Origin of the sequence: Pseudomonas sp. 2(2015) (assembly GCF_000955865.1) — a bacterium.
Classification (GTDB): domain Bacteria; phylum Pseudomonadota; class Gammaproteobacteria; order Pseudomonadales; family Pseudomonadaceae; genus Aquipseudomonas.
Map to the genome: position 1 here is coordinate 981,522 of NZ_JYOF01000003.1, position 24,144 is coordinate 1,005,665.

A 24,144-nucleotide genomic window follows, 5' to 3' on the forward strand; every position below is an offset into this window, starting at 1 on the left:
TAGCTGTTTGCCACTGATTACGCCGAAGCTCACTGGCGTAAGGGTTTCAGCCGCAAGCAAGAATCGCAGGCATAAAAAAGGGCGACCGAAGTCGCCCTTTTTTAACACCAGCAGAACTTAGTTCTGTTTGGCCATTGCCTGACGCAGCAGCGCAGCCATGGTGGTGTCAGCAGCAGCTTCCGGAGCGGATTCTTTCAGGCTCTGGATAGCTTCTTTCTCTTCAGCGTCGTCTTTCGACTTGATCGACAGCTGGATGACGCGCGATTTGCGGTCAACGCTGATGATCTTCGCTTCGATCTCTTCGCCTTCCTTCAGGACGTTACGCGCGTCTTCAACACGGTCACGGCTGATTTCGGAAGCTTTCAGAGTGGCTTCGATGTCGTCGGCCAGGGTGATGATGGCGCCTTTGGCGTCAACTTCTTTTACAACACCCTTGACGATTGCACCCTTGTCGTTGCTAGCAACGTACTCGGAGAACGGATCGCTTTCCAGTTGCTTGATACCCAGGGAGATGCGCTCGCGCTCTGGGTCAACCGACAGGATGACGGTGTCCAGCTCGTCGCCCTTCTTGAAGCGACGTACGGCTTCTTCGCCGACTTCGTTCCAGGAGATGTCCGACAGGTGAACCAGGCCGTCGATGCCGCCGTCCAGACCAATGAAGATACCGAAATCGGTGATCGACTTGATGGTGCCGGAGATCTTGTCGCCCTTGTTGAACTGGCCAGAGAAGTCTTCCCATGGGTTGGACTTGCACTGTTTGATGCCCAGGGAGATACGACGACGCTCTTCGTCGATGTCCAGAACCATGACTTCCACTTCGTCGCCGACTTGTACGACTTTCGAAGGATGGATGTTCTTGTTGGTCCAGTCCATTTCGGAAACGTGTACCAGGCCTTCCACGCCTTCTTCCAGCTCTGCGAAGCAGCCGTAGTCGGTCAGGTTGGTAACACGCGCCATGACGCGGGTGCTTTCTGGGTAACGAGCCTTGATAGCAACCCATGGGTCTTCACCCAGTTGCTTCAGACCCAGGGATACACGATTGCGCTCGCGATCGTACTTCAGAACCTTGACATCGATCTCGTCGCCAACGTTGACGATTTCCGATGGGTGCTTGATACGCTTCCAAGCCATGTCGGTGATGTGCAGCAGGCCATCAACGCCGCCCAGGTCAACGAATGCGCCGTAGTCGGTGAGGTTCTTGACGATACCTTTGACTTGCTGGCCTTCCTGCAGGGATTCCAGCAGAGCTTCGCGCTCGGCGCTGTTCTCGGCTTCCAGGACGCTGCGACGGGAAACGACAACGTTGTTGCGCTTCTGGTCCAGTTTGATGACCTTGAATTCCAGCTCTTTGCCTTCCAGGTGGGTGGTGTCGCGCACTGGGCGGACATCAACCAGGGAACCAGGCAGGAACGCACGGATACCGTTAACGTCGACAGTGAAGCCGCCTTTAACCTTACCGTTGATAACGCCCTTGACCACTTCTTCGGCGGCGAAAGCTGCTTCCAGAACAATCCAGCACTCGGCGCGCTTGGCTTTTTCACGGGACAGTTTGGTTTCGCCAAAGCCGTCTTCGACCGCGTCCAGCGCAACGTGAACTTCGTCACCGACCTTGATGGTCAGCTCGCCAGCTTCGTTGTAGAACTGCTCGAGCGGGATGACGCCCTCGGACTTCAGGCCAGCATGTACGGTAACCCAGTCGCCGTCGATGTCGACAACGATACCGGTGATGATCGCACCCGGCTGAAGATTGAGGGTTTTCAGGCTTTCTTCAAAGAGTTCTGCAAAGCTTTCGCTCATTTTAATTCCTGTAGATTAGGGCGGGACATACGCCCATCAGCCACATTCCAGACAATGTGGGTTTCGTTCATATAAAGGAAAGCCGACAGGACGTTGACTGGTGCCCCTGCCTGCTCTCCTGGTCATCAGGCGATATCGCGCAGGGCGATCTCGCTCTTGATGCGTTGCAACACCTGCTCGATGGACAACTCCGTGGAATCCAGCTGGATCGCATCGGCCGCCGGCTTGAGCGGGGCCACTGCGCGCTGGGTGTCGCGCTCATCGCGCGCACGAATCTCATCTAGCAGACTCGACAGACTAACATCTTCGCCCTTGCCCTTCAACTGCAAGTAACGACGGCGGGCACGTTCCTCGGCGCTGGCGGTCAGAAAAACCTTGAGCGGCGCATCCGGGAACACCACGGTGCCCATGTCGCGGCCGTCGGCAATCAGCCCCGGCGCTTCCTGGAACGCCCGCTGGCGCTGCAGCAAGGCTTCACGCACCGCCGGCAGCGAGGCAACCATGGAAGCACCGGCACCCACGGTTTCGGTACGGATGACATTGCTGACATCCTCACCTTCGAGAATGATCTGCTGCAGCTTGCCCGGCTCGGCGGCGATGAACTGCACATCCAGATGTGCGGCCAGGGCCTTGAGCAATTCTTCGTTGGTCAGGTCGACACCGTGGTTGTTGGCGTTGAAGGCCAGCAAGCGGTACAGCGCGCCGGAATCCAGCAGCTTCCAGCCCAGCTCGCGGGCCAGCAGGCCGGCGACGGTGCCCTTGCCCGAGCCGCTTGGCCCGTCAATGGTGATGACCGGTGCGTTGGAATTCACGACTTGCCCTCTTCTGCCACACGGATACCGACTTCGGCGCACAGGGCGAGGAAGTTCGGGAACGAGGTCGCGACGTTGGCACAATCATGGATGCGGATCGGCGCGGTGGCGCGCAACGAGGCCACACTGAAGGCCATGGAGATGCGATGGTCGCCATGACCGTGCACTTCGCCGCCGCCGATCACGCCGCCGTCGATGATAATGCCGTCCGGGGTTGGCTCGCACTTCACGCCCAGGGCCAGCAGGCCGTCGGCCATGACCTGGATGCGATCGGATTCCTTGACCCGCAGCTCTTCGGCACCGCGCAGCACGGTACGGCCTTGGGCGCAGGCCGCGGCGACGAACAGCACCGGGAACTCGTCGATGGCCAGCGGCACCAGGTGCTCGGGGATCTCGATACCTTTGAGTTTAGCCCCGCGCACGCGCAGGTCAGCCACTGGCTCACCGCCGACTTCACGCTGGTTTTCCAGGGTGATGTCGCCGCCCATCAGGCGCAGGATATCGATGACGCCGGTACGGGTCGGGTTGATGCCGACGTGCTCGAGCAGCAGTTCGGAGCCTTCGGCAATCGATGCAGCCACCAGGAAGAACGCCGCCGAGGAAATATCCGCCGGGACCTCGATATGAGTTGCCGTCAGCTTGCCGCCAGATTCCAGCGAAGCCGTAGGACCCTCAACGTCAACGCTGTAGCCAAAGCCACGGAGCATGCGCTCGGTGTGGTCGCGGGTTGGCGCAGGCTCGGTAACCGTGGTCTTGCCTTGGGCGTACAGGCCGGCCAGCAGCAGGCAGGATTTGACCTGGGCACTGGCCATCGGCAGCGTGTAGGTCAGGGCCTTGAGGGTGTGGCCACCACGGATGGTCATCGGCGGACGACCTTCGGCGGCAGTTTCGATCACCGCGCCCATTTCCCGCAGCGGGTTGGCCACGCGATTCATCGGCCGCTTGGACAGCGAGGCATCGCCGGTCAGCACGGTGTCGAACGGCTGCGCCGCCAGCAGGCCGGAGAGCAGACGCATGGAGGTACCGGAGTTACCCAGGTAGATCGGGCCCGGTGGCGGCTTCAGGCCATTGAGGCCGACACCATGGATAGTCACACGGCCATGGTGCGGGCCTTCAATGACCACACCCATGTCGCGGAAGGCCTGCAAGGTTGCCAGGGCGTCTTCGCCCTCGAGGAAACCTTCCACTTCGGTGGTGCCTTCGGCCAGGGAGCCGAGCATGATCGAGCGATGGGAAATCGATTTGTCACCTGGTACACGAATACGGCCAGACACGCGGCCACCAGGATTTGCCAGGAAAATCAGGTCGTTGGAGTTCATAGCGTCCACATAGGCCCGGCGGGCCAGGATTTTACTGAAATGCTCGCGGGCAACACGGGCGCGCGTGAAGACGCCCAGCAGTTGATGCCCATCCCCTGCATCGACCGCGTCGCGCAAGGCGTCGAGGTCGCTGCGAAATGTATCCAGCGTGCGCAGGACAGCCTCGCGATTGGCGAGAAAGATGTCGTGCCACATGACCGGGTCGCTTCCGGCGATTCTCGTGAAATCGCGGAAACCTCCGGCAGCGTAACGGAAGATATCGAGGTTTTCATTGCGCTTGGCCAGGGAATCGACCAGGCCGAAGGCCAGCAGGTGCGGCAAGTGGCTGGTCGCGGCCAGGACTTCGTCGTGACGCTCGACCTGCATGTGCTCGACATCGGCCTCAAGCGCACGCCAGAGCTGATCGACCAGCGCCAGCGCGGCCGGCTCGGTTTCAGCCAGCGGCGTGAGAATGACTTTGTGGCGGCGGAACAGCGAAGCATTGGAAGCCTCCACCCCGCTCTGCTCGGAGCCGGCAATCGGATGCCCGGGCACAAAACGCGGCAATCGCGCACCGAGGGCCTCGCGGGCGGCGCGCACGACATTACCCTTGGCACTGCCGACGTCGGTCAGCACCGCCTGGCCGAGATCCAGTTGAGCCAGGCGCGCGAGGAGCTTTTCCATGGCCAGGATCGGCACGGCCAGCTGAATGACATCAGCGCCGACGCAGGCGGCAGCGAGGTCTTCTTCGCAGCGGTCGACCACGCCCAGCTCCACCGCCAGCTTGCGCGACTGCGGATCAAGGTCGACACCGACCACTTCGCGGCACAGACCGCTTTCACGCAAGCCCTTGGCGAAAGACCCGCCAATCAGGCCCAACCCGACCACCACCAGCCGGCCGATGATCGGCCCAGGCTTGTTTACCACGACTTCAACCACGGAGCTGGACCCTGTTCAAAACTGCATGCACGCCATTCATACCTCAGAGTACCGCTTTAGGGTAGGAACCCAGCACCTTCAGGGCCACGGCTTCCTGACTGATCTGCTCGAGCACGGCCTTGATCAGCGGATCGCGGTGGTGGCCGACGAAATCGATGAAGAACACGTAGGTCCATTTGCCGCTGCGCGACGGACGGGTCTCGATACGAGTGAGGTCAATACCATTCTCGTGGAACGGCACCAACAGCTCGTGCAAGGCACCCGGCTTGTTGCTCATGGAGACAATGATCGAGGTCTTGTCGTCGCCGGTCGGCGGCACTTCCTGGTTACCGATCATCAGAAAGCGCGTGGAGTTGTCCGGACGGTCTTCGATCTTCTCGGCCAGGCGCGTAAGGCCATACAGGCCAGCCGCCATGTCACCGGCAATGGCCGCCGAGTTCCACTCGCCCTTGACCCGCTTGGCCGCTTCGGCGTTGCTCGACACCGCCACGCGCTCGACATTCGGGTAATGGGCATCCAGCCACTTGCGGCACTGGGCCAGCGACTGGGCGTGGGAGTAGACGCGGCTGATGCTGTCGGTCTTGGTGTTCTCACCCACCAGCAGGTGGTGGTGAATACGCAGCTCGACTTCGCCGCAGATCACCATGTCGTGCTCGAGGAAGCTGTCTAGGGTGTGATTGACCGCACCCTCGGTGGAGTTTTCCACCGGCACCACGCCGAAGTTGACGGCGCCGGCCGCCACTTCGCGGAACACTTCGTCGATGGCGGCCATCGGCTTGCTGATCACCGCATGGCCGAAATGCTTCATCGCCGCGGCCTGGGTGAAGGTCCCCTCAGGGCCGAGGTAGGCGACCTTCAGCGGTTGCTCCAGGGCCAGGCACGAAGACATGATTTCGCGGAACAACCGCGCCATCTCTTCGTTGCCCAGTGGCCCCTGGTTGCGCTGCATGACGCGCTTGAGCACCTGCGCCTCGCGCTCGGGACGATAGAACACCGGCGTCTCGCCTTCGGCCAGGGTCGCGGTTTTGACCCGCGCCACTTCCTGCGCGCAGCGAGCACGGTCACTGATCAGCTCGAGGATCTTCTCGTCGAGGCTGTCAATGCGCACCCGCAGCGCCTTGAGTTCCTGCTCCGACATCAGCCGTGCTCCTTCTCGAATTCAGCCATGTAGCCAACCAGCGCTTCGACCGCGTCCAGGCCCAGGGCGTTGTAGATCGAGGCACGCATGCCGCCGACCGAACGGTGACCCTTGAGGTTGAGCAGGCCACGGGCGTCGGCACCGGCGAGGAAAGCCTTGTCCAGGCGCTCGTCGGCCAGGCGGAACGGCACGTTCATCCACGAACGGGCGTTGACGCTGATCGGGTTGGTGTAGAAGTCGCTGTTGTCGATGAAGCCGTACAGGCGGTCTTTCTTGGCCCGGTTGCGCTGCTCCATGGCCTCGACGCCGCCCTGCTCTTTCAGCCACTCGAAGACCAGCCCCGACAGGTACCAGGAATAGGTTGCCGGGGTGTTGTACATCGAGCCGTTGTCGGCCGCGACCTTATAGTCGAGCATGGTCGGGCAACTGCTGCGGGCGCGGCCGAGCAGGTCCTCACGGACAATCACCACCACCAGGCCGCTCGGGCCGATGTTCTTCTGGGCGCCAGCGTAGATCAGGCCGAAGTTGGAGACGTCGATCGGACGCGAGAGAATGTCCGAGGACATGTCGACCACCAGCGGCACGTCACCGGTCTGCGGCACCCAGTCGAACTCCAGACCACCGATGGTCTCGTTCGAGGCGTAGTGCACGTAGGCGGCGTTGTTGCTCAGGTTCCATTCGTTCTGACCAGGGATGGCCAGGTAGTCGTAGGCCTTGGCACTGGCAGCAACGTTGATGTTGCCGTAGCGGCGGGCTTCTTCGATGGCTTTTTTCGACCAGATACCGGTTTCGATATAGTCGGCGGTGCCGTCTTCAGGCAGCAGGTTGAGCGGAATCTCGGCGAACTGCTGGCTCGCACCGCCCTGCAGGAACAGCACCTTGTAATTGGAAGGAATGGACATCAGGTCGCGCAGATCCTGCTCGGCCTTCTCGGCAATGGCCACGTAGTCGTCGCTACGGTGACTCATCTCCATCACCGACAGGCCTTTGCCACGCCAGTTCAGCATTTCAGCCTGGGCGCGCTGCAGTACAGCGTCAGGGAGCGCAGCAGGGCCTGCGCAGAAGTTAAAGGCTCGTTTGCTCACATCCACTCTCGCTCTGCTCTTGATGTCCGCAGGAGCCGGTCGGGCAGCGAGCCGTGCCCGACTGCCGCGACCTCCCCCACCAGGATTGCGCTACTAATAGGTTATTCCGGCTGTGCCTCTTCGTCGGCCGCGGCCTGTGGAGCCGCATCGGCGTCCACTTCGGTGCCATCCACGTCGGCGTCGAAGTCCTCGTCACCTTCCTCTTCGGATGGCTCCTGGACCCGTTCCAGACCCACCAGGGTCTCGTCGCTGGCCAGTTTGATGAGGGTCACACCCTGGGTATTACGGCCCAGGCTGGAGACTTCACCGACACGGGTACGGACCAGGGTGCCCTGATCGGAAATCAGCATGATTTCTTCGCCGTCGAGCACCTGCACAGCCCCGACCAGACGGCCGTTACGCTCGTTGCTGACCATGGCGATTACGCCCTGACCGCCACGCTTGTACTCCGGGAACTCACTAATGGCAGTACGTTTGCCGTAGCCGCGCTCGGAGGCGGTAAGGATCTGGCTGCCTTCTTCCGGGATGATCATCGAGATCAGCTTCTGCCCTTCTGCCAGACGCATGCCGCGTACACCGCGGGCAGTACGACCCATGGCGCGAACGTCGGATTCCTTGAAGCGGGTCACCTTGCCGGCGTCGGAGAACAGCATGACCTCACGCTCGCCATCGGTGATGGCCGCGGAAATCAGTACGTCGCCTTCGTCCAGTTCCAGGGCGATCAGGCCGACACTGCGCTGGCGGCTGAAGGATTCCAGCGGGGTCTTCTTCACGGTGCCGTTGGCGGTGGCCATGAAGATGAAGTGACCTTCGGTGTATTCCTCGACCGGCAGCATGGTCGAAATGTACTCGCCCTCATCCAGCGGCAGCAGGTTGACCAGCGGTCGACCGCGCGCAGCACGGGAGGCTTCGGGGATTTCATAGGTCTTGAGCCAGTACACCTTGCCCTTGCTGGAGAACAGCAGCAGGGTGGTGTGGCTGTTGGCGACCAGCAGGTGCGAGATGTAGTCCTCGTCCTTGACGCCGGTAGCCGACTTGCCTTTACCACCGCGACGCTGGGCCTGGTAGGCGGCCAGTGGCTGGGTCTTGGCGTAGCCGCCATGGGAGATGGTCACGACCCGGTCTTCTTCCGGGATCATGTCACCCAGGGTCAGGTCCAGACGCGCATCGAGGATCTCGGTACGGCGCACGTCGCCGTACTCGGCGCGGATCAGCTCCAGCTCTTCACGGATCACTTCCATCAGGCGCTCGGCGCTGTTGAGGATGCGGATCAGCTCGCCGATCTGGTTGAGGATCTCCTGGTACTCGGCCAGCAGCTTCTCGTGCTCAAGGCCGGTCAGGCGGTGCAGGCGCAGGTCGAGAATGGCCTGGGCCTGTTCCGGCGACAGGAAGTACTTGCCATCGCGCAGACCGAACTGCGGATCAAGGTTCTCCGGACGGCAGGAGTCGGCGCCGGCGCGCTCGACCATGACCTGCACGGCACTGGATTCCCACGGCGTGCTGATCAGCGCTTCCTTGGCCTCGGAAGGCGTTGGCGAAGCCTTGATCAGGGCGATCACCGGATCGATGTTGGACAGGGCAACCGCCTGGCCTTCAAGGATGTGCCCGCGCTCACGCGCCTTGCGCAGTTCGAACACGGTACGGCGGGTAACCACTTCGCGGCGGTGGCGAACGAAGGCCTCGAGCAGCTCCTTGAGGTTCAGCACCCGTGGACGGCCGTCGATCAGCGCTACCACGTTGATGCCGAAGACGCTCTGCAGCTGGGTCTGGGCGTAGAGATTGTTGAGGATCACCTCAGGCACTTCGCCACGACGCAGCTCGATGACGATACGCATACCGTCCTTGTCGGACTCGTCGCGCAGCTCGGTAATACCTTCGAGCTTCTTCTCCTTGACCAGCTCGGCGATCTTCTCGATCAGACGCGCCTTGTTCAGCTGGTACGGCAGCTCGGTGACGACGATCTGCTGGCGGCCACCGACCTTGTCGATGTCTTCGACCATCGAGCGGGCGCGCATGTAGATACGGCCGCGACCGGTGCGATAGGCCTCGATGATGCCCTGGCGACCGTTGATGATCGCCGCGGTCGGGAAGTCCGGGCCGGGGATGAACTGCATCAGTTCGTCGACAGTGATGTCGGCGTTGTCGATCAGCGCCAGGCAACCGTCGATGACTTCACCGAGGTTGTGTGGCGGAATGTTGGTCGCCATGCCCACGGCGATACCGCTGGAACCGTTGACCAGCAGGTTGGGGATCTTGGTCGGCATGACCGCCGGGATCTGCTCGGTACCGTCGTAGTTGGGCACCCAGTCGACCGTCTCTTTATGCAGGTCGGCCAGCAGCTCGTGGGCCAGCTTGGTCATACGCACTTCGGTGTATCGCATGGCGGCGGCATTGTCGCCGTCGACCGAACCGAAGTTACCCTGGCCGTCGACCAGCAGGTAACGCAGCGAGAACGGCTGGGCCATACGTACGATGGTGTCGTAAACGGCGGTATCACCATGCGGGTGGTACTTACCGATCACGTCACCGACCACACGGGCGGATTTCTTGTACGGTTTGTTCCAGTCGTTACCCAGTTCGCTCATCGCATACAGAACGCGGCGATGCACGGGCTTCAAGCCATCACGCGCATCGGGCAGTGCACGCCCGACAATGACGCTCATCGCGTAGTCGAGGTAGGACTGTCTCAGCTCGTCTTCGATATTGACCGGGAGGATTTCTTTGGCCAGTTCGCCCATGAGAAGCCTGATTCCTTTTTCTGGTGAAACCTCGTCACATCCATATGGGACGAACGAAGCTCGCCGCTGCAAAGTGACTCCTTGCAACGACTTACGACAAATCAACGAGTTATGCCATGGATCTGCGCAGTAAAGACAGCCCCGCAGGGCGGCCTTGGAAACCGTCGGATGTTACCACAATCGCCCAGAGGGTGGGAGTAGCCTGCGGCACTACTACCCTACTGCTCGTCGATAACGCCCGTTAGCCGCTACAACAGGCCGCAGACGACGGCAAAGACTCAATGCAAACGCTTGCGACACATCAGTTGCGCCATCTTCACCGTGTCCGGGCGCTCGACGATGCCTTTCTCGGTGATGATCACGTCGATCAGGTCGGCCGGAGTTACATCAAAGACCGGGTTGAACGCCTCGAAGTCGGCGCCTAGCGACTCGCCGCCGAGCTCCAGCAACTCGCTGGGGCTGCGCTCTTCAAGGAGGATGTCGTCGCCACTTTCAAGGTTCATGTCGATGCTCGAGCTCGGCGCCACGACCATGAAGCGCACGCCGTGGTGCATGGCATTGACCGCCAGCTGGTAGGTGCCGATCTTGCTCGCCACATCGCCATTGGCAGTAATGCGCTCGGCGCCGACGATCACCCAGGTGATGCCCTTGGTTTTCATCAGGTGGGCAGCCGCCGAGTCGGCAGTGATGGTAGCCGGGATACCCTCGCCAGCCAGCTCCCAGGCGCTCAGGCGCGAGCCCTGCAGCCACGGGCGGGTTTCATCGACATAGACGCGCTCGATCATGCCTTCCAGGTAGGCGCCGCGCACCACCCCGAGGGCGGTACCGAAGCCGCCGGTGGCCAGGGCCCCGGTGTTGCCATGGGTGAGAATGGCCTGTTCGTTGCCCTGGTGCTTGCGGATCAGGTCGACGCCCAGCTGGGCCATGGTCAGGTTGGCTTCACGGTCGCTTTCGTGAATGGCCACGGCCTCAGCCGCCATGATGGCCTGCACGTCATCACCCTCCTTGAGCCGCAGCAGGCGCTCACGCATGCGGTTCAGGGCCCAGAACAGGTTGGCGGCGGTCGGCCGCGCGTGCACCAGCAGCTCGAAATCCTCTTCCAGGGCCATTTCCCAGTCACCGCCGGCGGCCAGGCGCTGGGCAATCGCCATCGCCAGGCCGTAGGCGGCGCTGATGCCAATGGCCGGGGCGCCGCGCACCACCATTGTGCGGATAGCCTCGGCCACTGCGGCGGCGTCCTTGCAGGCCAGCCAGACCTGCGCCGACGGCAACGCGCGCTGGTCGAGCAGATAGAGGGTGCCATCCCGCCAATCGATGGCTTTCACCTTCTCTGCTGCCATTAGTCGATCGCGCATGCCTCACCCCATCATTCGGACATCAAAAGCGGACGATTATAGCGAGCCCCAGGCGCGGACGCTCGGGTATACTTCGCCCTCACCTTCTATCGCCCAGGGAAACCTGACATGCCCAAACCCGCTTTGCCGCTCGACCTGCTGCTCCTGCCTGCCTGGCTGGTGCCGGTCGAGCCTGCCGGGGTGGTTTTGCAGGACCATGCCCTGGGCGTGCGCGACGGGCAGATCGTGTTCATCGGCCCGCGCAGCCAGGCCCAGGCGTTCATCGCGGCGCAAACCCGCGAGCTGCCGGGCTGCCTGCTCAGCCCGGGGCTGGTCAACGCCCACGGCCATGCGGCGATGACCCTGTTTCGCGGCCTGGCCGACGACCTGCCGTTGATGACCTGGCTGCAGGAGCAGATCTGGCCGGCCGAAGAGCGCTGGGTCGACGAAGATTTCGTCCGCGACGGCACCGACCTTGCCATCGCCGAGCAGGTAAAAGGCGGCATCACCTGCTTCAGCGACATGTACTTCTACCCCAAGGTAGCCAGCGAGCGCGTGCACCACAGCGGCATCCGCGCGCAAATCGCCGTGCCCCTGATGGATTTTCCGATCCCCGGCGCGCGCAGCACCGAAGAAGCCCTGCAGCTGGGCATCGAGCTGTTCGGCGACCTGCGCCACCACCCGCGCATCACCGTGGCCCTGGGCCCGCACGCGCCGTACACGGTCAGCGACGCCAACCTGGAAAAGATCCGCGTCATCGCCGAAGAGCTCGACGCGCCGATCCACATGCATATCCATGAAACCGCCCTGGAGGTCGAGCAATCGCTGCACACCCGCGGCGAGCGCCCGCTGGCCCGGCTGGCTCGCCTGGGCCTGCTCGGGCCGCGCCTGCAGGCGGTTCACATGACCCAGGTCAGCGACGAGGATCTGGCCCTGCTGGTAGAAAGCAACACCAGTGTGGTGCACTGCCCGGAGTCCAACCTCAAGCTGGCCAGCGGTTTCTGCCCGGTCGAGCGCTTGTGGCAGGCCGGCGTCAACGTCGCCGTCGGTACCGACGGGGCGGCCAGCAACAATGACCTCGACCTGCTCGGCGAAACCCGTACCGCGGCGCTGCTGGCCAAGGCCGTGGCCGGCTCGGCCAGCGCCCTGGATGCCCACCGGGCGTTGCGCATGGCCACCCTCAACGGCGCCCGGGCACTGGGCCTGGAGGCGATCACCGGTTCGCTGGAAGTGGGCAAGGCCGCCGACCTGGTCGCGTTCGACCTTTCCGGCCTGGCCCAGCAACCGCTGTATGACCCGGTGTCGCAATTGATCTACACCAGCGGCCGGGACTGCGTGAAGCATGTCTGGGTCGCCGGCAAGCCACTGCTTGACGACCGGCGCCTGACCCGCCTGGACGAACAGGCCCTGTACGCCACCGCCTGTGCCTGGGGCCAGCGGATCGGCGCGCGCAACGAATAAACGTCCGGCAGCCAGTGCTGGCGGGCAAAAGCAAATTATCCAAGTTTCAGAGGACTGTTCCATGAGCAACGTCGACCACGCCGAAATCGCCAAGTTCGAAGCCCTGGCCCACCGCTGGTGGGACCGCGAAAGCGAGTTCAAGCCACTGCACGACATCAACCCGCTGCGGGTCAACTGGATCGACGAGCGGGTCAAGCTGGCCGGCAAGAAGGTCCTCGACATCGGCTGTGGCGGCGGCATCCTCAGCGAAGCGATGGCCCTGCGCGGCGCCACTGTGACCGGTATCGACATGGGTGAGGCGCCGCTGGCCGTGGCCCAGCTGCATCAGCTCGAGTCCGGGGTCAACGTCGAGTACCGGCAGATCACTGCCGAGGCCCTGGCCGAAGAGATGCCCGAGCAGTTCGACGTGGTCACCTGCCTTGAAATGCTCGAGCACGTGCCAGACCCTTCCTCAGTGATTCGCGCGTGCTTCCGTATGGTCAAGCCCGGTGGCCAGGTGTTCCTCTCGACCATCAACCGCAACCCCAAGGCCTACCTGTTCGCCATCATCGGCGCCGAATACATCATGAAGCTGCTGCCGCGCGGCACCCATGACTTCAAGAAATTCATCCGCCCGTCCGAGCTCGGCGCCTGGAGCCGCGACGCCGGCCTGACCGTCAAGGACATCACCGGCCTGACCTACAACCCGCTGACCAAGCATTACAAGCTGGCCAACGACGTTGACGTCAACTACATGATCCAGACCCTGCGCGAGGAATAAGCATGCGTTTGCGAGCGGTACTTTTCGACATGGACGGCACCCTGCTCGACACGGCGCCGGACTTCATCGCCATCTGCCAGGCCATGCTCGCCGAGCGCGGCCTGCCGGCAATCGAAGACCAGAAAATTCGCGACGTGGTCTCGGGCGGTGCCAAGGCCATGGTCTCGGTGACCTTCAACCTCGACCCTGAGGACGAAGGCTTCGAGGCCTTGCGCCTGGAATTCCTCGAGCGTTACCAGCAAGGTTGCGCGGTGCACAGCAAGCTCTACGACGGCATGGCCGAACTGCTGGCCGACATCGAGAAAGGCAAGCTGATCTGGGGCGTGGTCACCAATAAGCCGGTGCGCTTCGCCGAGCCAATCATGCAGCGACTGGGTCTGAGCGAGCGTTCGGCGCTGTTGATCTGCCCGGACCACGTGAAGAACAGCAAGCCAGACCCCGAGCCGCTGATCCTCGCCTGCAAGACCCTCAACCTGGACCCGGCCAGCGTGCTGTTCGTCGGCGACGACCTGCGCGACATCGAGTCGGGCCGCGATGCCGGCACCCGTACTGCTGCGGTGCGCTACGGCTATATTCATCCAGATGACAACCCCAACAACTGGGGTGCGGATGTGGTGGTCGACCATCCGCTGGAGCTGCGCAAGGTGCTCGACAACGCGCTTTGCGGCTGCTGATTTCAGACACGCATCGCGGGGCAAGCCCGCTCCCACAGCCCCGCGATGAAGTCACACCCATTTCCAGGAGGTAACCCCATGTTCGATTACTCTGCCCGCCCCGACCTGCTCAAGGGCCGGACCATCCTGGTCACCGGTGCCGGTCGCGGCATCGGTGCGGCCGCGGCCAAGAGCTATGCCGCCCATGGCGCCACCGTCTTGCTGCTGGGCAAGACCGAAGCCAACCTGAGCCAGGTCTACGACGAGATCGAAGCGGCCGGCCACCCCAAGCCTGCGGTCATCCCGTTCAACCTGGAAACCGCCCTGCCGCACCAGTACGACGAACTGGCGGCGATGATCGAAGCCGAGTTCGGGCATATCGACGGCCTGTTGCACAACGCCTCGATCATCGGCCCGCGCACGCCGCTGGAGCAGCTCTCGGGCGACAACTTCATGCGCGTGATGCAGATCAACGTCAATGCCATGTTCATGCTCACCAGCACCCTGCTGCCGCTGCTCAAGCTGTCGGCCGATGCCTCGGTGATCTTCACCTCCAGCAGCGTCGGGCGCAAAGGCCGGGCCTACTGGGGTGCCTATGGAGTGTCGAAGTTCGCCACCGAGGGTCTGATGCAGACCCTCGCCGACGAGCTTGAAGGGGTGGCGCCGGTGCGGGCCAACAGTGTCAACCCGGGCGCCACCCGCACCAGCATGCGCGCCCAGGCCTACCCTGCGGAAACACCGGAAAACAATCCGCTGCCAGAGCAGATCATGCCGGTCTACCTGTACCTGATGGGCCCGGATAGCACCGGCATCAACGGCCAGGCGTTCAACGCCCAGTAAGCTCAGCCCTCGGCCAGCTCCGCCCGGGCCCGGGCGGGCTGCTGGCGCTGTTCCTGGTCTTGTTGCATGCAGCGTTCAAGGAACAGGAACATATAGTCGTAGCTCTTGCAGACGGCCCGGCGCAGTTCGGTTTGCAGCGCCGCCGACGGGTTGTTGCCGGCCAGGGTGCAGACGATCTCCAAGGCCTCCCACGGGTGCGCGTCATCGTACTGGGCGTGCATCTTCAGCCACTTCATGGCGCGCTTGCGACCCTCTTCCGGGAAGCCCTGGGCATAGACACCGGTTGAGCACACCACCGCCGACCACTCGCCGGTTGCGCCTTCGATGGCGTAGTTGGTAGCGGCAATGGCCACTACCAGCGCATCGGTCGCACAGGTGTGCCAGCACCAGTCGCTGAGGGCATTGAGTTCGCTGGGAACTTCCTGCGCCTGCAGCTCTTCGAGGCTGACGCCATGGGCCTGGGCCCAGAACCGCCAGTAATCGGCGTGGTTGAGTTCGACACGGATGTTGCGCATCAGCCAGCGCCGCGCCATGTCTTCACCAGGGTGGCGGGCGTACTGGGTCTTGGTGAGGTTCTTGGCCATGTAAAGGGAGAACTGCTCGACCACCGGCCAGCCACCAATCAGGTACTGGCGCATGGTCCGGCCACTGAGGCGGCCATCGCGCATGCGTTGATAAAGCTCGTGCTCCACCACCCGACGCTTGCTCTCGCTGCAGTCCTTGATCAACTGCTGGGCCCAAAGCGGGTAACTGCTGGGGTCCATCAATGGACCAGTACGTATGAACGCGTCAATCACTGTCAGCTCCTTGTTCCTTGTGATTATCGGTGGATCTCAGCGAAAGGTCCCCGGCGCCTTGAACAACAGGGGCCTTGCAGCAATCCGTTTGCGCTGCAAGCTGTCACAGGTGAACACCTGTGGCCGCTCGATCAGGTATCCCTGGGCGTAGTCGACGCCAATTTCCTGCAGGGCCTGCTCGATCAACGGGGTTTCGACAAACTCGGCAATGGTGCGTTTGCCCATCACGTGACCGATGTGATTGATCACCTCGACCATGGCCCGGTTGATCGGGTCATCGAGCATGTCCTTGACAAAACTTCCGTCGATTTTCAGAAAGTCTACAGGCAAATGCTTCAAATAAGCGAACGACGACATACCGGCGCAAAAGTCGTCCAGCGAGAACCGGCAACCTAGGCCCTTGAGCTCGTTGATAAAGCGAATGGCGCTGCCAAGGTTGGCGATGGCGCTGGTTTCGGTTATTTCGAAACAAATCATGTGCGGCGGAATGGCGAACTCGCTGAACAGCCGTTGCAGGTATTCAAGGAATTTGTCGTCACCAATACTGCTGCCCGACAGGTTGATCGCGCACATGGCCAACGGGCCTTCGCGCTGCTCGTCCAGGCACTGGCGGATGACCTTGAACACACTGCGCACCACCCAGCGGTCCAGCGCAGTCATCAGGCCATAGCGCTCGGCGGCGGGGATGAAGCTGTCGGGCAGAATAATGCGCCCGCTCTCGTCATGCAGGCGCAGCAGAATCTCGATATGCCCGGCGCCCTCATGGGGGCCGAGGGCGGCAATTTCCTGGGCATACAGGCAGAAGCGGTTTTCTTCCAGGGCCACGTGCAGGCGCTGGATCCAGGCCATCTCGCCAAAGCGCATGGACAGCTCGCTGTCGTCGGCGTGGTACACCTGTACGCGGTTGCGGCCCTTCTCCTTGGCCATGTAGCAGGCCATGTCGGCGGCCCGCAGCGAAGCTTCAAGGGTGGTCGGGCCCTGGGCGATATGCACCAGGCCCAGGCTCACGGTGGTCATGAACGGTCGCCCTTTCCAGACGAAATGCAGGCTCTGCACGGCCTGTCGCAGGCTCTCGGCAATGCGCTCGGCCTGCTCCTGCGGGCAGTTTTCGAGGAGGATGCCGAACTCGTCGCCGCCCAGCCGCGCCAGGGTGTCGCCTTCGCGCAGGCCGGCCTGGAGCACCGCACAGATATGGCGCAGCAGTTCATCGCCCGCGGCATGGCCGCAGGTATCGTTGACCAGCTTGAACTGGTCCAGGTCGAGGAACATCAGCGAATGCCGTGCCGGCTTGCGCGCCATGGCGTTGAGCGCCAGCTCCAGGCGATATTCGAACTCGCGACGGTTGGCCAGGCCAGTCAGGGCGTCGTGAGTCGCCTGCCAGGACAGGTTGGCGATGTACTGGCGTTCCTGGGTCATGTCGTGCAGAACCAGGACAATACCGCTGACCTTGCCTTCGGCCATGATCGGCGCGCCCACCAGCGTCACTGACACGGTGCTGCCGTCCAGGCGCTGGATCAGCTTGGTGTGTTCGCTGCCACCCTTGAGGCCACCTTCAAGCACGCGCTCGACCAGGGTCAGGCTGTCTTTTTCGGCGTTCTCGTCGAGCAGGCTGAACAGCGCCGCCAGCGGCAGGCCCTGGGCCTGGGCGGCATGCCAGTGGGTCAACTGCTCGGCGGCCGGGTTCATGTAGGCGATGCAGCCTTCGACATCGGTGGTGATCACGCCATCGCCGATCGATTCGAGAGTGATCTGCGCCCGCTCCTTCTCCACCTCAAGGGCATTGGCAAAAGCCTGGCGCTGGGCCAGCAGCTTGCTCGAGCGCATCCAGGCCAGGGCAATCAGAAACAATGCAGTAGCGAGGTTAGTGACCAGCAGCACCCGCAGCAACATCCGCGAGCCTTCGCCCAGGGCATCGCTGAACGCCCGCGCAGCCGGGGTCACGGCATCGTTGATCGCGGCAATCTGTGCCTTCCAGCCGGCAACGCTGCGGGCGTCGGCCTGGCCTGTGCGAAAACCGCTATGCATCTGCTCGGCCACTTCGTCCAGCTGGCGCAAGAATCCGTCACCGACCGCCCACAGCTCGATGGCCTTTTGCATATAGCTGACCTGATGAAAGTTCAGGTACAGCCAGATCACGCTGGAAACGTCGTCGGGATGGTTGCCGCCCTGGAGGATGCCACGGCGCGCGGCGTCGATATCCGGGCTCGGCAAGTCGAGCGCTACGCGCAGGTCATGGCCGCCCTGGGGCACGGCGATGGCCTTGCGATACTTCCTGAAGACCGCCTCGTCGCGGCTGTCAGCGTATTGATTGAGGTAATAGATGGCGTCTTTCTGGCCCTTGGACCACAGGCTCTCGCCCGCCACATAACCACGCACTGCCGACAGCGCGTACAGGCTGATGCTCCCGAGCAAGGCCTGAAACAGCACCACAGCAACAAATGGCCAGATAATGCCCAACAACTTTGGCGCTTCGAGAGTCCGTTTTCGCTTCATGAGGTCCCTTGCAACAGAGCCGGATGAATCCCACCTACCAAAGCACAGCCTAGGCTATTTGCCATTAATCCTGCAGAGCTTTTCTCACTTGCTAACCAATTTGCCCTAACTCTGTTGCAAATGGCCGTACAGCTTGGCGTACAAGCCACCTTCGGCGATCAATTGCTGGTGATCGCCGTCCTCGGCGACATGGCCGCCGTCAAACACCAGCACCCGGTCGGCCTGCTTCACCGCCGACAGGCGGTGGGCAATGATCAGCGTGGTGCGGGCGCTGAGAAAACGGGTCAGGGCCTGGTGCAGGTTGTATTCGGTGGCCGCATCCAGGGCCGAGGTGGCCTCGTCGAGAATCACCACCTTGGGCTCGGCCAGCACCATCCGCGCAATGGCCAGGCGCTGACGCTGGCCACCGGACAAACGCACCCCGGAGCGACCAACCACGCTGTCCAGGCCTTGCGGCAAGGCGGCGATGGTAGCGTCGAGCTGGGCGATGTTCAGCGCCTGCCAGCAGGCATCATCGCTGCAGTCGCGGCCCATGGTCAGGTTGGCGCGCACCGTGTCGTTGAACAGCGACGGGTGCTGGAGTACCACCGCAACATGCTCGCGCAGGGTTTCCAGGCCGATTTCCTGCAGGGTCGAGCCACCAAAGCGGATGGTCCCGGCCTGGGCGCTGTACAGGCCCAGCAGCAGTTGCACCAGGGTGCTCTTGCCACCGCCACTGGCGCCGACGATGGCGACCTTTTCGCCGGGGGCAATCGACAGGTTGAGCTGGTCGAGCACCGGCTCGTCGTTGTAGGCAAAGCGCAGGCCCTGCACCTCGATGCCGACAGTGTCGCGGCCCTTGAACGGGTCGACGCCACCGGGGTATTGCGGCTCGTCGGCCCGCGCCAGCAGCTCGTTGAGCCGGCTCAGGGCGCCGCCAGCGGCGTAGTAGGCGTATTGCAGGTTGAGCAGTTGCTCGACCGGGCCGATCATGAACCACAGGTAGCTGAACACCGCCAGCATCTGCCCGATCGAGAGGTCGGAGAACAGCACCGTGAGCATCGCCGCAGCGCGGAAAATATCGATGCCGAACTGGAACAGCAAGCCGCTGGCACGCCCGCTCGCGTCGCTTTTCCACTGCGAGGCGACGGCGTAGTTGCGTACCTCCTGGGCGCGCAGGCCAAGGCGGCCGAGGAAATAGCCCTGGCGGTTGCTGGCACGGATTTCCTGGATCGCGTCGAGGGTCTCGGTCAGCGCCTGGGTGAAGCGCGAGGTGCTGTCGTTCTCAAGCTTCTTCAGGTGCTTGACCCGCTTGCCCAACTGCACCGTGGCGAAGATCACCAAGGGGTTGAACAGCAGGATCAGCAGCGCCAGCTTCCAGTGCATCCACATAAGGATGGCGGCGGTGCCGGTCAGGGTCAGCATGGCCACCAGGAAGCGGCTGAGGGTTTCGCCGACGAACTTGTCGAGGGTGTCCAGGTCGGTGACCAGGTGGGTGGTCACGGTACCGCTGCCCAGGCTTTCGTATTCACTCAGGGAAATGCGCTTGAGGCGCTCGATCAGGCGAATGCGCAAGCGGTAGACGATGTCTTTGGCAAGGCCGGCGAACAGCTTGGCCTGCACCACGTTGAAGGCCAGGGCGGCGCAGCGCAGGGTCAGGGTGAATACCAGCATCAGGCCGATGTAGCCGCCAGCAACCTGCCAGTTGCCGGGCAGGAACTGGTTCATCCATTTGAGCGCGGCATCGCCATGGCCGAGCAGCACTTCGTCGACCAGCAACGGCAGCAGCAAGGGGATCGGCACACTGCACAACGCCGCCAGCACGGCCACGCCGTTGGCGATCCACAGGGCTTTTTTATGGCGCAGGGCCAGGCGGCGGATTTCTGCCCAGCTCAAGCGATCAGCATGCACAGGGCCTGGCCCTGGTACCGGGTCGGGTGAACCCGGCAGGTCAAGCACAGGCGGCCTGCTGCAGCCAGCGGCCGAGCAGCGGCTCAAGCGATTCGAGGGCTTGATAGCCATTGGTCAGCAAGGCCAGCTGGCCATTGCGTTCGGCCAGCAGGGTCGGGAAACCGGCAATGCCCAGGTCCTGGACCCAGGTGAAGTCCGCCGCCGTGGCCGCGCGCTGTTCGGCGCTGGTAAAGGCTTCGGCAAAGGCGGCGCGCTGGTAACCGGCCTGCTCGGCCAGTTCTACCAGCAAGGGCGCACGAGTGACGTCTTCGCCGCGCTGGTAGAAGGCTTGCTGGATCAGCTTGAGCAAGGCACCCACGTATTGCGGGTCAAGGCTACGGGCGGTGACCAGGGCCCGACAGGCAGGCTCGGTGTCGTAGACAAAACCGTCAGGCAGTGCGCCTTCGAATTGAAAATCCTGCCCGGTGGCGTCGTGTACCGCCTGCCAGTGATCAAGGATGTAGCCGCGGGTCGAGGCATCCAGCGCACGGCTGCCGGAACGCAGGCCGCCGAGCACCACCCGGGTCGGCACGCCCGCCGCCTGTGCCTGGGCGATCAGGGCCTCGGCGACCGGGGCAAAGCCCCAGCACCATGAGCACATCGGGTCCATCACATACAGCAGGCGTGCGGACATCAATCAGGCCTCGGCAGCTTTGCGGTAGTTGTGACCGATCGGGTGAGGCTGATTGCGCGCCTTGGCCAGTTCGATCTGCTTCTGCCGGTCAATGGCGCTGCGCCGGGTCTTTTCGCTCAGGCTGTCCCAGCAATGCGGGCAGCTGATGCCTGGCGAGTAGTGCTCGGACGCACGGTCTTCCACGCTGATCGGGGTGCGGCAGGCATGGCACTGGTCGTAATCGCCCTCGGTCAGGTCGTGACGCACGGTGACCCGGTTGTCGAACACGAAGCAGTCGCCCTGCCAGCGGCTTTGATCCTGTGGCACCTCTTCGAGGTATTTGAGGATCCCGCCCTTAAGATGATAGACCTCTTCGAAACCCTCGCCGAGCATATAGCTGGAGGCTTTTTCGCAACGAATGCCGCCGGTGCAGAACATCGCCACTTTCTTGTGCTTGGCCGGGTCGAAGTTGGCCTTGATGTACTCGGGGAACTCGCGGAAGGTGGTGGTCTTGGGGTCGATCGCGCCTTCGAAGGTGCCGATCGCCACTTCGTAGTCGTTGCGGGTGTCGATCAGCAGCACTTCAGGGTCGCTGATCAGCGCGTTCCAGTCCTGGGGCTCGACGTAGGTACCGACCTTGTAGTTCGGGTCAACGCCCGCCACGCCAAGGGTGACGATCTCTTTCTTGAGCTTGACCTTGGTGCGGTAGAACGGCTGTTCGTCGCAGTAGGACTCTTTGTGGTCGATATCCACCAGGCGCGCATCACTGCGCAGCCAGGCCAGCAGGCCGTCGATGCCTTCACGGGTACCGGAGACGGTGCCGTTGATACCTTCCTCGGCCAGCAACAAGGTGCCCTTGATGCCATTGGCCATCATGCTCTCGAGCAGCGGCTCGCGCAGCTCGAGGTAATCTTTCAGGGTGACGAATTTGTACAGCGCCGCAACGACGATAGCTTGGGACATGCAGTAACTTCTCCAGGTGGTCACCCTCGCAAAGGGCGGACCGGATGCCAAATAAAAACGCGCCGACAAGCGGCGCGTTGATCATTCTAGCAAAAACCTGACGAGGAAATCAGTGCTTGCTGCCACCGGCGCAGGTCGGCGACGCCGGGGCGACACCGATTTTCTGCCATTCCTGCGGCGTGTAGGTGTGCAGCGCCAGGGCGTGAAACTCGCTCATCAGCTCACCGAGGGTGGCATACACTTTCTGGTGGCGCTTGACGCTGTTCAGCCCCTCGAACTGCTCGCTCACCAGCACCGCCTTGTAATGGGTCTGCTGCCCACGGCTGTGCATGTGGCTTTCATCGAGCACTTGCAAGTGCGTGGGTGCCAGCGCTTGCAGGCGGTGCTCGATCTTTTGCTGCATGGTCATGTCAGGCTCCGCTTACGGCTTCTTGGCCGGTGCGGCCTTCGCTTTCGGGTCCAGCTCGTTGGTCATGTCAGCCAGCAGCTTGTTGACCACCGGTACCGCGCTTTCCAGTTTCTGCTGGGTCAGCTGCGCCGATTGCTGGGTCACCTGCGGCATCTTCTCGAGGACTTTCTTGCCCAGAGGCGACTGGTAGAAGGCGACCAGGTCTTTCAGTTCGCTTTCAGTGAAGGTGGTGGTGTAGAGCTTGACCATGTCCGGCTTGAGCTTGTTCCAGCCGATGGCCTGGTCCAGGGCGGCGTTGGCCTTGGCCTGGTAGCTGTCGAGCACGGATTTCTTCGAGGCTGGGGCCTTGGTCTGTTCGAAACGCTGGGCAAACATCTGCTGCACCTGCATGTAGACCGGAGTACCGAGCTTGTCGGCATGCGCCATCATGAGGAATTTTTCAGCACTGGCGTTGTGGCTGGCGGTATCTGCAAGCACCTGGCCGCTGGCGCAGACCAGCGCTACAGCAGTGCAGAGGGCGCGAAGACGGGTCATCGGAATTCCTTCAATAGACAGAGGAGGTAGTACCCCAGAATAGAGCATTCTGCGCCGACAGTGGCACAGTGCTCAAGTGGGTCGACGCGCGATGGAACCGCTACGCCAAATAAGGACCTAAACTGCGAATTCAGACCACAAGGGAGTGAGCGCAGCATGAGCCGTATCGAAACTGACAGCCTGGGGCAGGTCGAAGTTCCTGACCAGGCCTACTGGGGTGCCCAGACGCAACGCTCGCTGATCAACTTTGCCATCGGCAAGGAACGCATGCCGCTGGCGGTGTTGCATGCCCTGGCACTGATCAAGAAAGCCGCGGCACGGGTCAACAACCGCAACGGAGACCTCGCGGCGGACATCGCCCGGCTGATCGAACAAGCCGCCGACGAAGTGCTGGACGGGCAACTGGACGACCAGTTTCCGCTCGTCGTCTGGCAGACCGGCAGTGGCACCCAGAGCAACATGAACGTCAACGAAGTGATCGCCGGTCGTGCCAACGAACTGGCCGGCAATGGCCGTGGCGGTAAAACGCCAGTGCACCCCAACGATCACGTCAACCGCTCGCAAAGTTCCAACGACTGCTTCCCCACCGCCATGCACATCGCCGCCGCCCAGGCCGTGCAGCACAAGCTGCTGCCGGCGATCACCGAACTGTCGTCGGGCCTGGCGGAACTCTCGGCGCGCCACCAGCACCTGGTGAAAACCGGTCGCACCCATATGATGGACGCCACACCGATCACCTTCGGCCAGGAACTCTCGGCCTATGTCGCCCAACTCGACTACGCCCAGCGGGCGATCCGTTCGGCCTTGCCGGCGGTGTGCGAGCTGGCCCAGGGCGGCACCGCCGTCGGCACCGGGCTGAACGCCCCGCACGGCTTTGCCGAAGCCATCGCCGCCGAGCTCGCCGCGCTTTCCGGCCTGCCGTTTGTTACCGCACCGAACAAGTTCGCCGCCCTGGCCGGGCATGAACCGCTGACCACCCTCGCCGGCGGCCTGAAAACCCTCGCCGTGGCCCTGATGAAACTGGCCAACGACCTGCGCCTGCTCGGCTCCGGGCCGCGCGGCGGGATTGCCGAAGTACGCCTGCCGGCCAACGAACCGGGCAGCTCGATCATGCCCGGCAAGGTCAACCCGACCCAGTGCGAGGCCCTGTCGATGCTGGCCTGCCAGGTGCTGGGCAACGACACCGCGATCGGCTTTGCGGCAAGCCAGGGGCACTTGCAGTTGAACGTGTTCAAGCCGGTGATCATCCACAACCTGCTGCAGTCCATCGAACTGCTGGCCGACGGTTGCAGCAACTTCCAGCAGCACTGCATTGCCGGGATCGAACCGGATCCCGAACAGATGGCCGCGCACCTGGAGCGCGGGCTGATGCTGGTGACCGCGCTCAACCCGCACATTGGCTACGACAAGGCGGCAGAAATCGCCAAGAAGGCCTACAGCGAAGGCACCACCCTGCGCGAGGCGGCGCTGAGCCTGGGTTACCTGAGCAACGAGCAGTTCGACCAGTGGGTGCGCCCGGAAAAAATGCTCGAACCGGGCGCCAAGGGCTGA

Annotated in this window: 19 protein-coding genes; 5 read left to right on the top strand and 14 right to left on the bottom strand. The window is 62.7% G+C overall.

What is annotated here, in order from left to right:
• Positions 1 to 117: 117 nt before the first annotated feature.
• The 7 genes from rpsA to mtnA all read right to left on the bottom strand — a co-directional run bounded on the left by rpsA (position 118) and on the right by mtnA (position 11,162).
• Positions 118 to 1,797 (bottom strand): 30S ribosomal protein S1, encoded by a 1,680-nt coding sequence (gene rpsA / locus UB48_RS07445; protein WP_045195383.1) that lies wholly within the window; start codon positions 1,795 to 1,797, stop codon positions 118 to 120.
• Between the two features lie 125 nt (positions 1,798 to 1,922).
• Positions 1,923 to 2,609 (bottom strand): (d)CMP kinase, encoded by a 687-nt coding sequence (gene cmk, locus UB48_RS07450; protein WP_045195385.1) that lies wholly within the window; start codon positions 2,607 to 2,609, stop codon positions 1,923 to 1,925.
• Positions 2,606 to 4,846: a bifunctional prephenate dehydrogenase/3-phosphoshikimate 1-carboxyvinyltransferase gene (locus UB48_RS07455; protein ID WP_045195387.1), complete on the bottom strand. Its 2,241-nt coding sequence runs from the start codon at positions 4,844 to 4,846 to the stop codon at positions 2,606 to 2,608. The genes cmk and UB48_RS07455 overlap by 4 nt, the downstream gene beginning before the upstream one ends.
• A gap of 43 nt (positions 4,847 to 4,889) precedes the next feature.
• The gene (gene pheA / locus UB48_RS07460; protein WP_045195389.1) at positions 4,890 to 5,984 is read right to left on the bottom strand and encodes a prephenate dehydratase; all 1,095 of its coding nucleotides are present in this window, start codon (positions 5,982 to 5,984) and stop codon (positions 4,890 to 4,892) included.
• Positions 5,984 to 7,069, bottom strand: a complete 1,086-nt coding sequence (gene serC, locus UB48_RS07465; protein ID WP_045195761.1) for a 3-phosphoserine/phosphohydroxythreonine transaminase — start codon at positions 7,067 to 7,069, stop codon at positions 5,984 to 5,986. The genes pheA and serC overlap by 1 nt, the downstream gene beginning before the upstream one ends.
• A gap of 101 nt (positions 7,070 to 7,170) precedes the next feature.
• Positions 7,171 to 9,807, bottom strand: coding sequence for a DNA gyrase subunit A (gene gyrA / locus UB48_RS07470; RefSeq protein ID WP_045195391.1), 2,637 nt, complete (start codon positions 9,805 to 9,807; stop codon positions 7,171 to 7,173).
• Positions 9,808 to 10,085: 278 nt separating this feature from the next.
• Entirely contained in the window at positions 10,086 to 11,162 is a 1,077-nt protein-coding gene (gene mtnA, locus UB48_RS07475; protein WP_045195394.1) for an S-methyl-5-thioribose-1-phosphate isomerase, read from the bottom strand.
• A gap of 108 nt (positions 11,163 to 11,270) precedes the next feature.
• Between mtnA and UB48_RS07480 the strand changes: the two genes are divergently transcribed.
• The 4 genes from UB48_RS07480 to UB48_RS07495 all read left to right on the top strand — a co-directional run bounded on the left by UB48_RS07480 (position 11,271) and on the right by UB48_RS07495 (position 14,855).
• Complete coding sequence (locus UB48_RS07480) at positions 11,271 to 12,602, top strand: TRZ/ATZ family hydrolase (RefSeq protein WP_045195396.1); 1,332 nt, start codon at positions 11,271 to 11,273, stop codon at positions 12,600 to 12,602.
• A 61-nt stretch (positions 12,603 to 12,663) separates the two neighbouring features.
• Positions 12,664 to 13,362 (top strand): bifunctional 2-polyprenyl-6-hydroxyphenol methylase/3-demethylubiquinol 3-O-methyltransferase UbiG, encoded by a 699-nt coding sequence (ubiG, locus tag UB48_RS07485; RefSeq protein WP_045195398.1) that lies wholly within the window; start codon positions 12,664 to 12,666, stop codon positions 13,360 to 13,362.
• Positions 13,363 to 13,364: 2 nt separating this feature from the next.
• Positions 13,365 to 14,036, top strand: coding sequence for an N-acetylmuramic acid 6-phosphate phosphatase MupP (gene mupP / locus UB48_RS07490; protein ID WP_045195400.1), 672 nt, complete (start codon positions 13,365 to 13,367; stop codon positions 14,034 to 14,036).
• Between the two features lie 78 nt (positions 14,037 to 14,114).
• Positions 14,115 to 14,855, top strand: coding sequence for a YciK family oxidoreductase (locus UB48_RS07495; protein ID WP_045195402.1), 741 nt, complete (start codon positions 14,115 to 14,117; stop codon positions 14,853 to 14,855).
• 2 nt (positions 14,856 to 14,857) lie between these two features.
• Here the strand turns inward: UB48_RS07495 and UB48_RS07500 are convergent, their stop codons facing one another.
• From UB48_RS07500 to UB48_RS07530, 7 genes are all read right to left on the bottom strand, one after another.
• Complete coding sequence (locus tag UB48_RS07500; RefSeq protein WP_045195404.1) at positions 14,858 to 15,652, bottom strand: TenA family transcriptional regulator; 795 nt, start codon at positions 15,650 to 15,652, stop codon at positions 14,858 to 14,860.
• A 36-nt stretch (positions 15,653 to 15,688) separates the two neighbouring features.
• Positions 15,689 to 18,145 (bottom strand): EAL domain-containing protein, encoded by a 2,457-nt coding sequence (locus tag UB48_RS07505; protein WP_045195407.1) that lies wholly within the window; start codon positions 18,143 to 18,145, stop codon positions 15,689 to 15,691.
• A 105-nt stretch (positions 18,146 to 18,250) separates the two neighbouring features.
• Positions 18,251 to 20,083 (bottom strand): ABC transporter ATP-binding protein, encoded by a 1,833-nt coding sequence (locus tag UB48_RS07510; protein ID WP_045195408.1) that lies wholly within the window; start codon positions 20,081 to 20,083, stop codon positions 18,251 to 18,253.
• Positions 20,076 to 20,708, bottom strand: coding sequence for a DsbA family protein (locus UB48_RS07515; RefSeq protein ID WP_045195409.1), 633 nt, complete (start codon positions 20,706 to 20,708; stop codon positions 20,076 to 20,078). The genes UB48_RS07510 and UB48_RS07515 overlap by 8 nt, the downstream gene beginning before the upstream one ends.
• A 3-nt stretch (positions 20,709 to 20,711) precedes the next feature.
• Positions 20,712 to 21,650, bottom strand: a complete 939-nt coding sequence (locus tag UB48_RS07520) for a rhodanese-related sulfurtransferase (RefSeq protein WP_045195410.1) — start codon at positions 21,648 to 21,650, stop codon at positions 20,712 to 20,714.
• A 109-nt stretch (positions 21,651 to 21,759) separates the two neighbouring features.
• Entirely contained in the window at positions 21,760 to 22,059 is a 300-nt protein-coding gene (locus UB48_RS07525; RefSeq protein WP_045195412.1) for a BolA family transcriptional regulator, read from the bottom strand.
• A gap of 12 nt (positions 22,060 to 22,071) precedes the next feature.
• Positions 22,072 to 22,593: a DUF2059 domain-containing protein gene (locus UB48_RS07530; protein ID WP_045195414.1), complete on the bottom strand. Its 522-nt coding sequence runs from the start codon at positions 22,591 to 22,593 to the stop codon at positions 22,072 to 22,074.
• Between the two features lie 156 nt (positions 22,594 to 22,749).
• Here UB48_RS07530 and UB48_RS07535 point away from each other — a divergent pair, with 156 nt between their 5' ends.
• Positions 22,750 to 24,144, top strand: a complete 1,395-nt coding sequence (locus UB48_RS07535; RefSeq protein WP_045195415.1) for a class II fumarate hydratase — start codon at positions 22,750 to 22,752, stop codon at positions 24,142 to 24,144.

Coding starts and splice junctions, on each gene's coding strand:
- rpsA (WP_045195383.1), bottom strand. CDS start 1,797: ATGAGCGAAAGCTTTGCAGAACTCTTTGAAGAAAGCCTGAAAACCCTC.
- pheA (WP_045195389.1), bottom strand. CDS start 5,984: ATGTCGGAGCAGGAACTCAAGGCGCTGCGGGTGCGCATTGACAGCCTC.
- gyrA (WP_045195391.1), bottom strand. CDS start 9,807: ATGGGCGAACTGGCCAAAGAAATCCTCCCGGTCAATATCGAAGACGAG.
- mtnA (WP_045195394.1), bottom strand. CDS start 11,162: ATGCGCGATCGACTAATGGCAGCAGAGAAGGTGAAAGCCATCGATTGG.
- UB48_RS07480 (WP_045195396.1), top strand. CDS start 11,271: ATGCCCAAACCCGCTTTGCCGCTCGACCTGCTGCTCCTGCCTGCCTGG.
- ubiG (WP_045195398.1), top strand. CDS start 12,664: ATGAGCAACGTCGACCACGCCGAAATCGCCAAGTTCGAAGCCCTGGCC.
- mupP (WP_045195400.1), top strand. CDS start 13,365: ATGCGTTTGCGAGCGGTACTTTTCGACATGGACGGCACCCTGCTCGAC.
- UB48_RS07495 (WP_045195402.1), top strand. CDS start 14,115: ATGTTCGATTACTCTGCCCGCCCCGACCTGCTCAAGGGCCGGACCATC.
- UB48_RS07505 (WP_045195407.1), bottom strand. CDS start 18,145: ATGAAGCGAAAACGGACTCTCGAAGCGCCAAAGTTGTTGGGCATTATC.
- UB48_RS07515 (WP_045195409.1), bottom strand. CDS start 20,708: ATGTCCGCACGCCTGCTGTATGTGATGGACCCGATGTGCTCATGGTGC.
- UB48_RS07520 (WP_045195410.1), bottom strand. CDS start 21,650: ATGTCCCAAGCTATCGTCGTTGCGGCGCTGTACAAATTCGTCACCCTG.
- UB48_RS07525 (WP_045195412.1), bottom strand. CDS start 22,059: ATGACCATGCAGCAAAAGATCGAGCACCGCCTGCAAGCGCTGGCACCC.
- UB48_RS07530 (WP_045195414.1), bottom strand. CDS start 22,593: ATGACCCGTCTTCGCGCCCTCTGCACTGCTGTAGCGCTGGTCTGCGCC.
- UB48_RS07535 (WP_045195415.1), top strand. CDS start 22,750: ATGAGCCGTATCGAAACTGACAGCCTGGGGCAGGTCGAAGTTCCTGAC.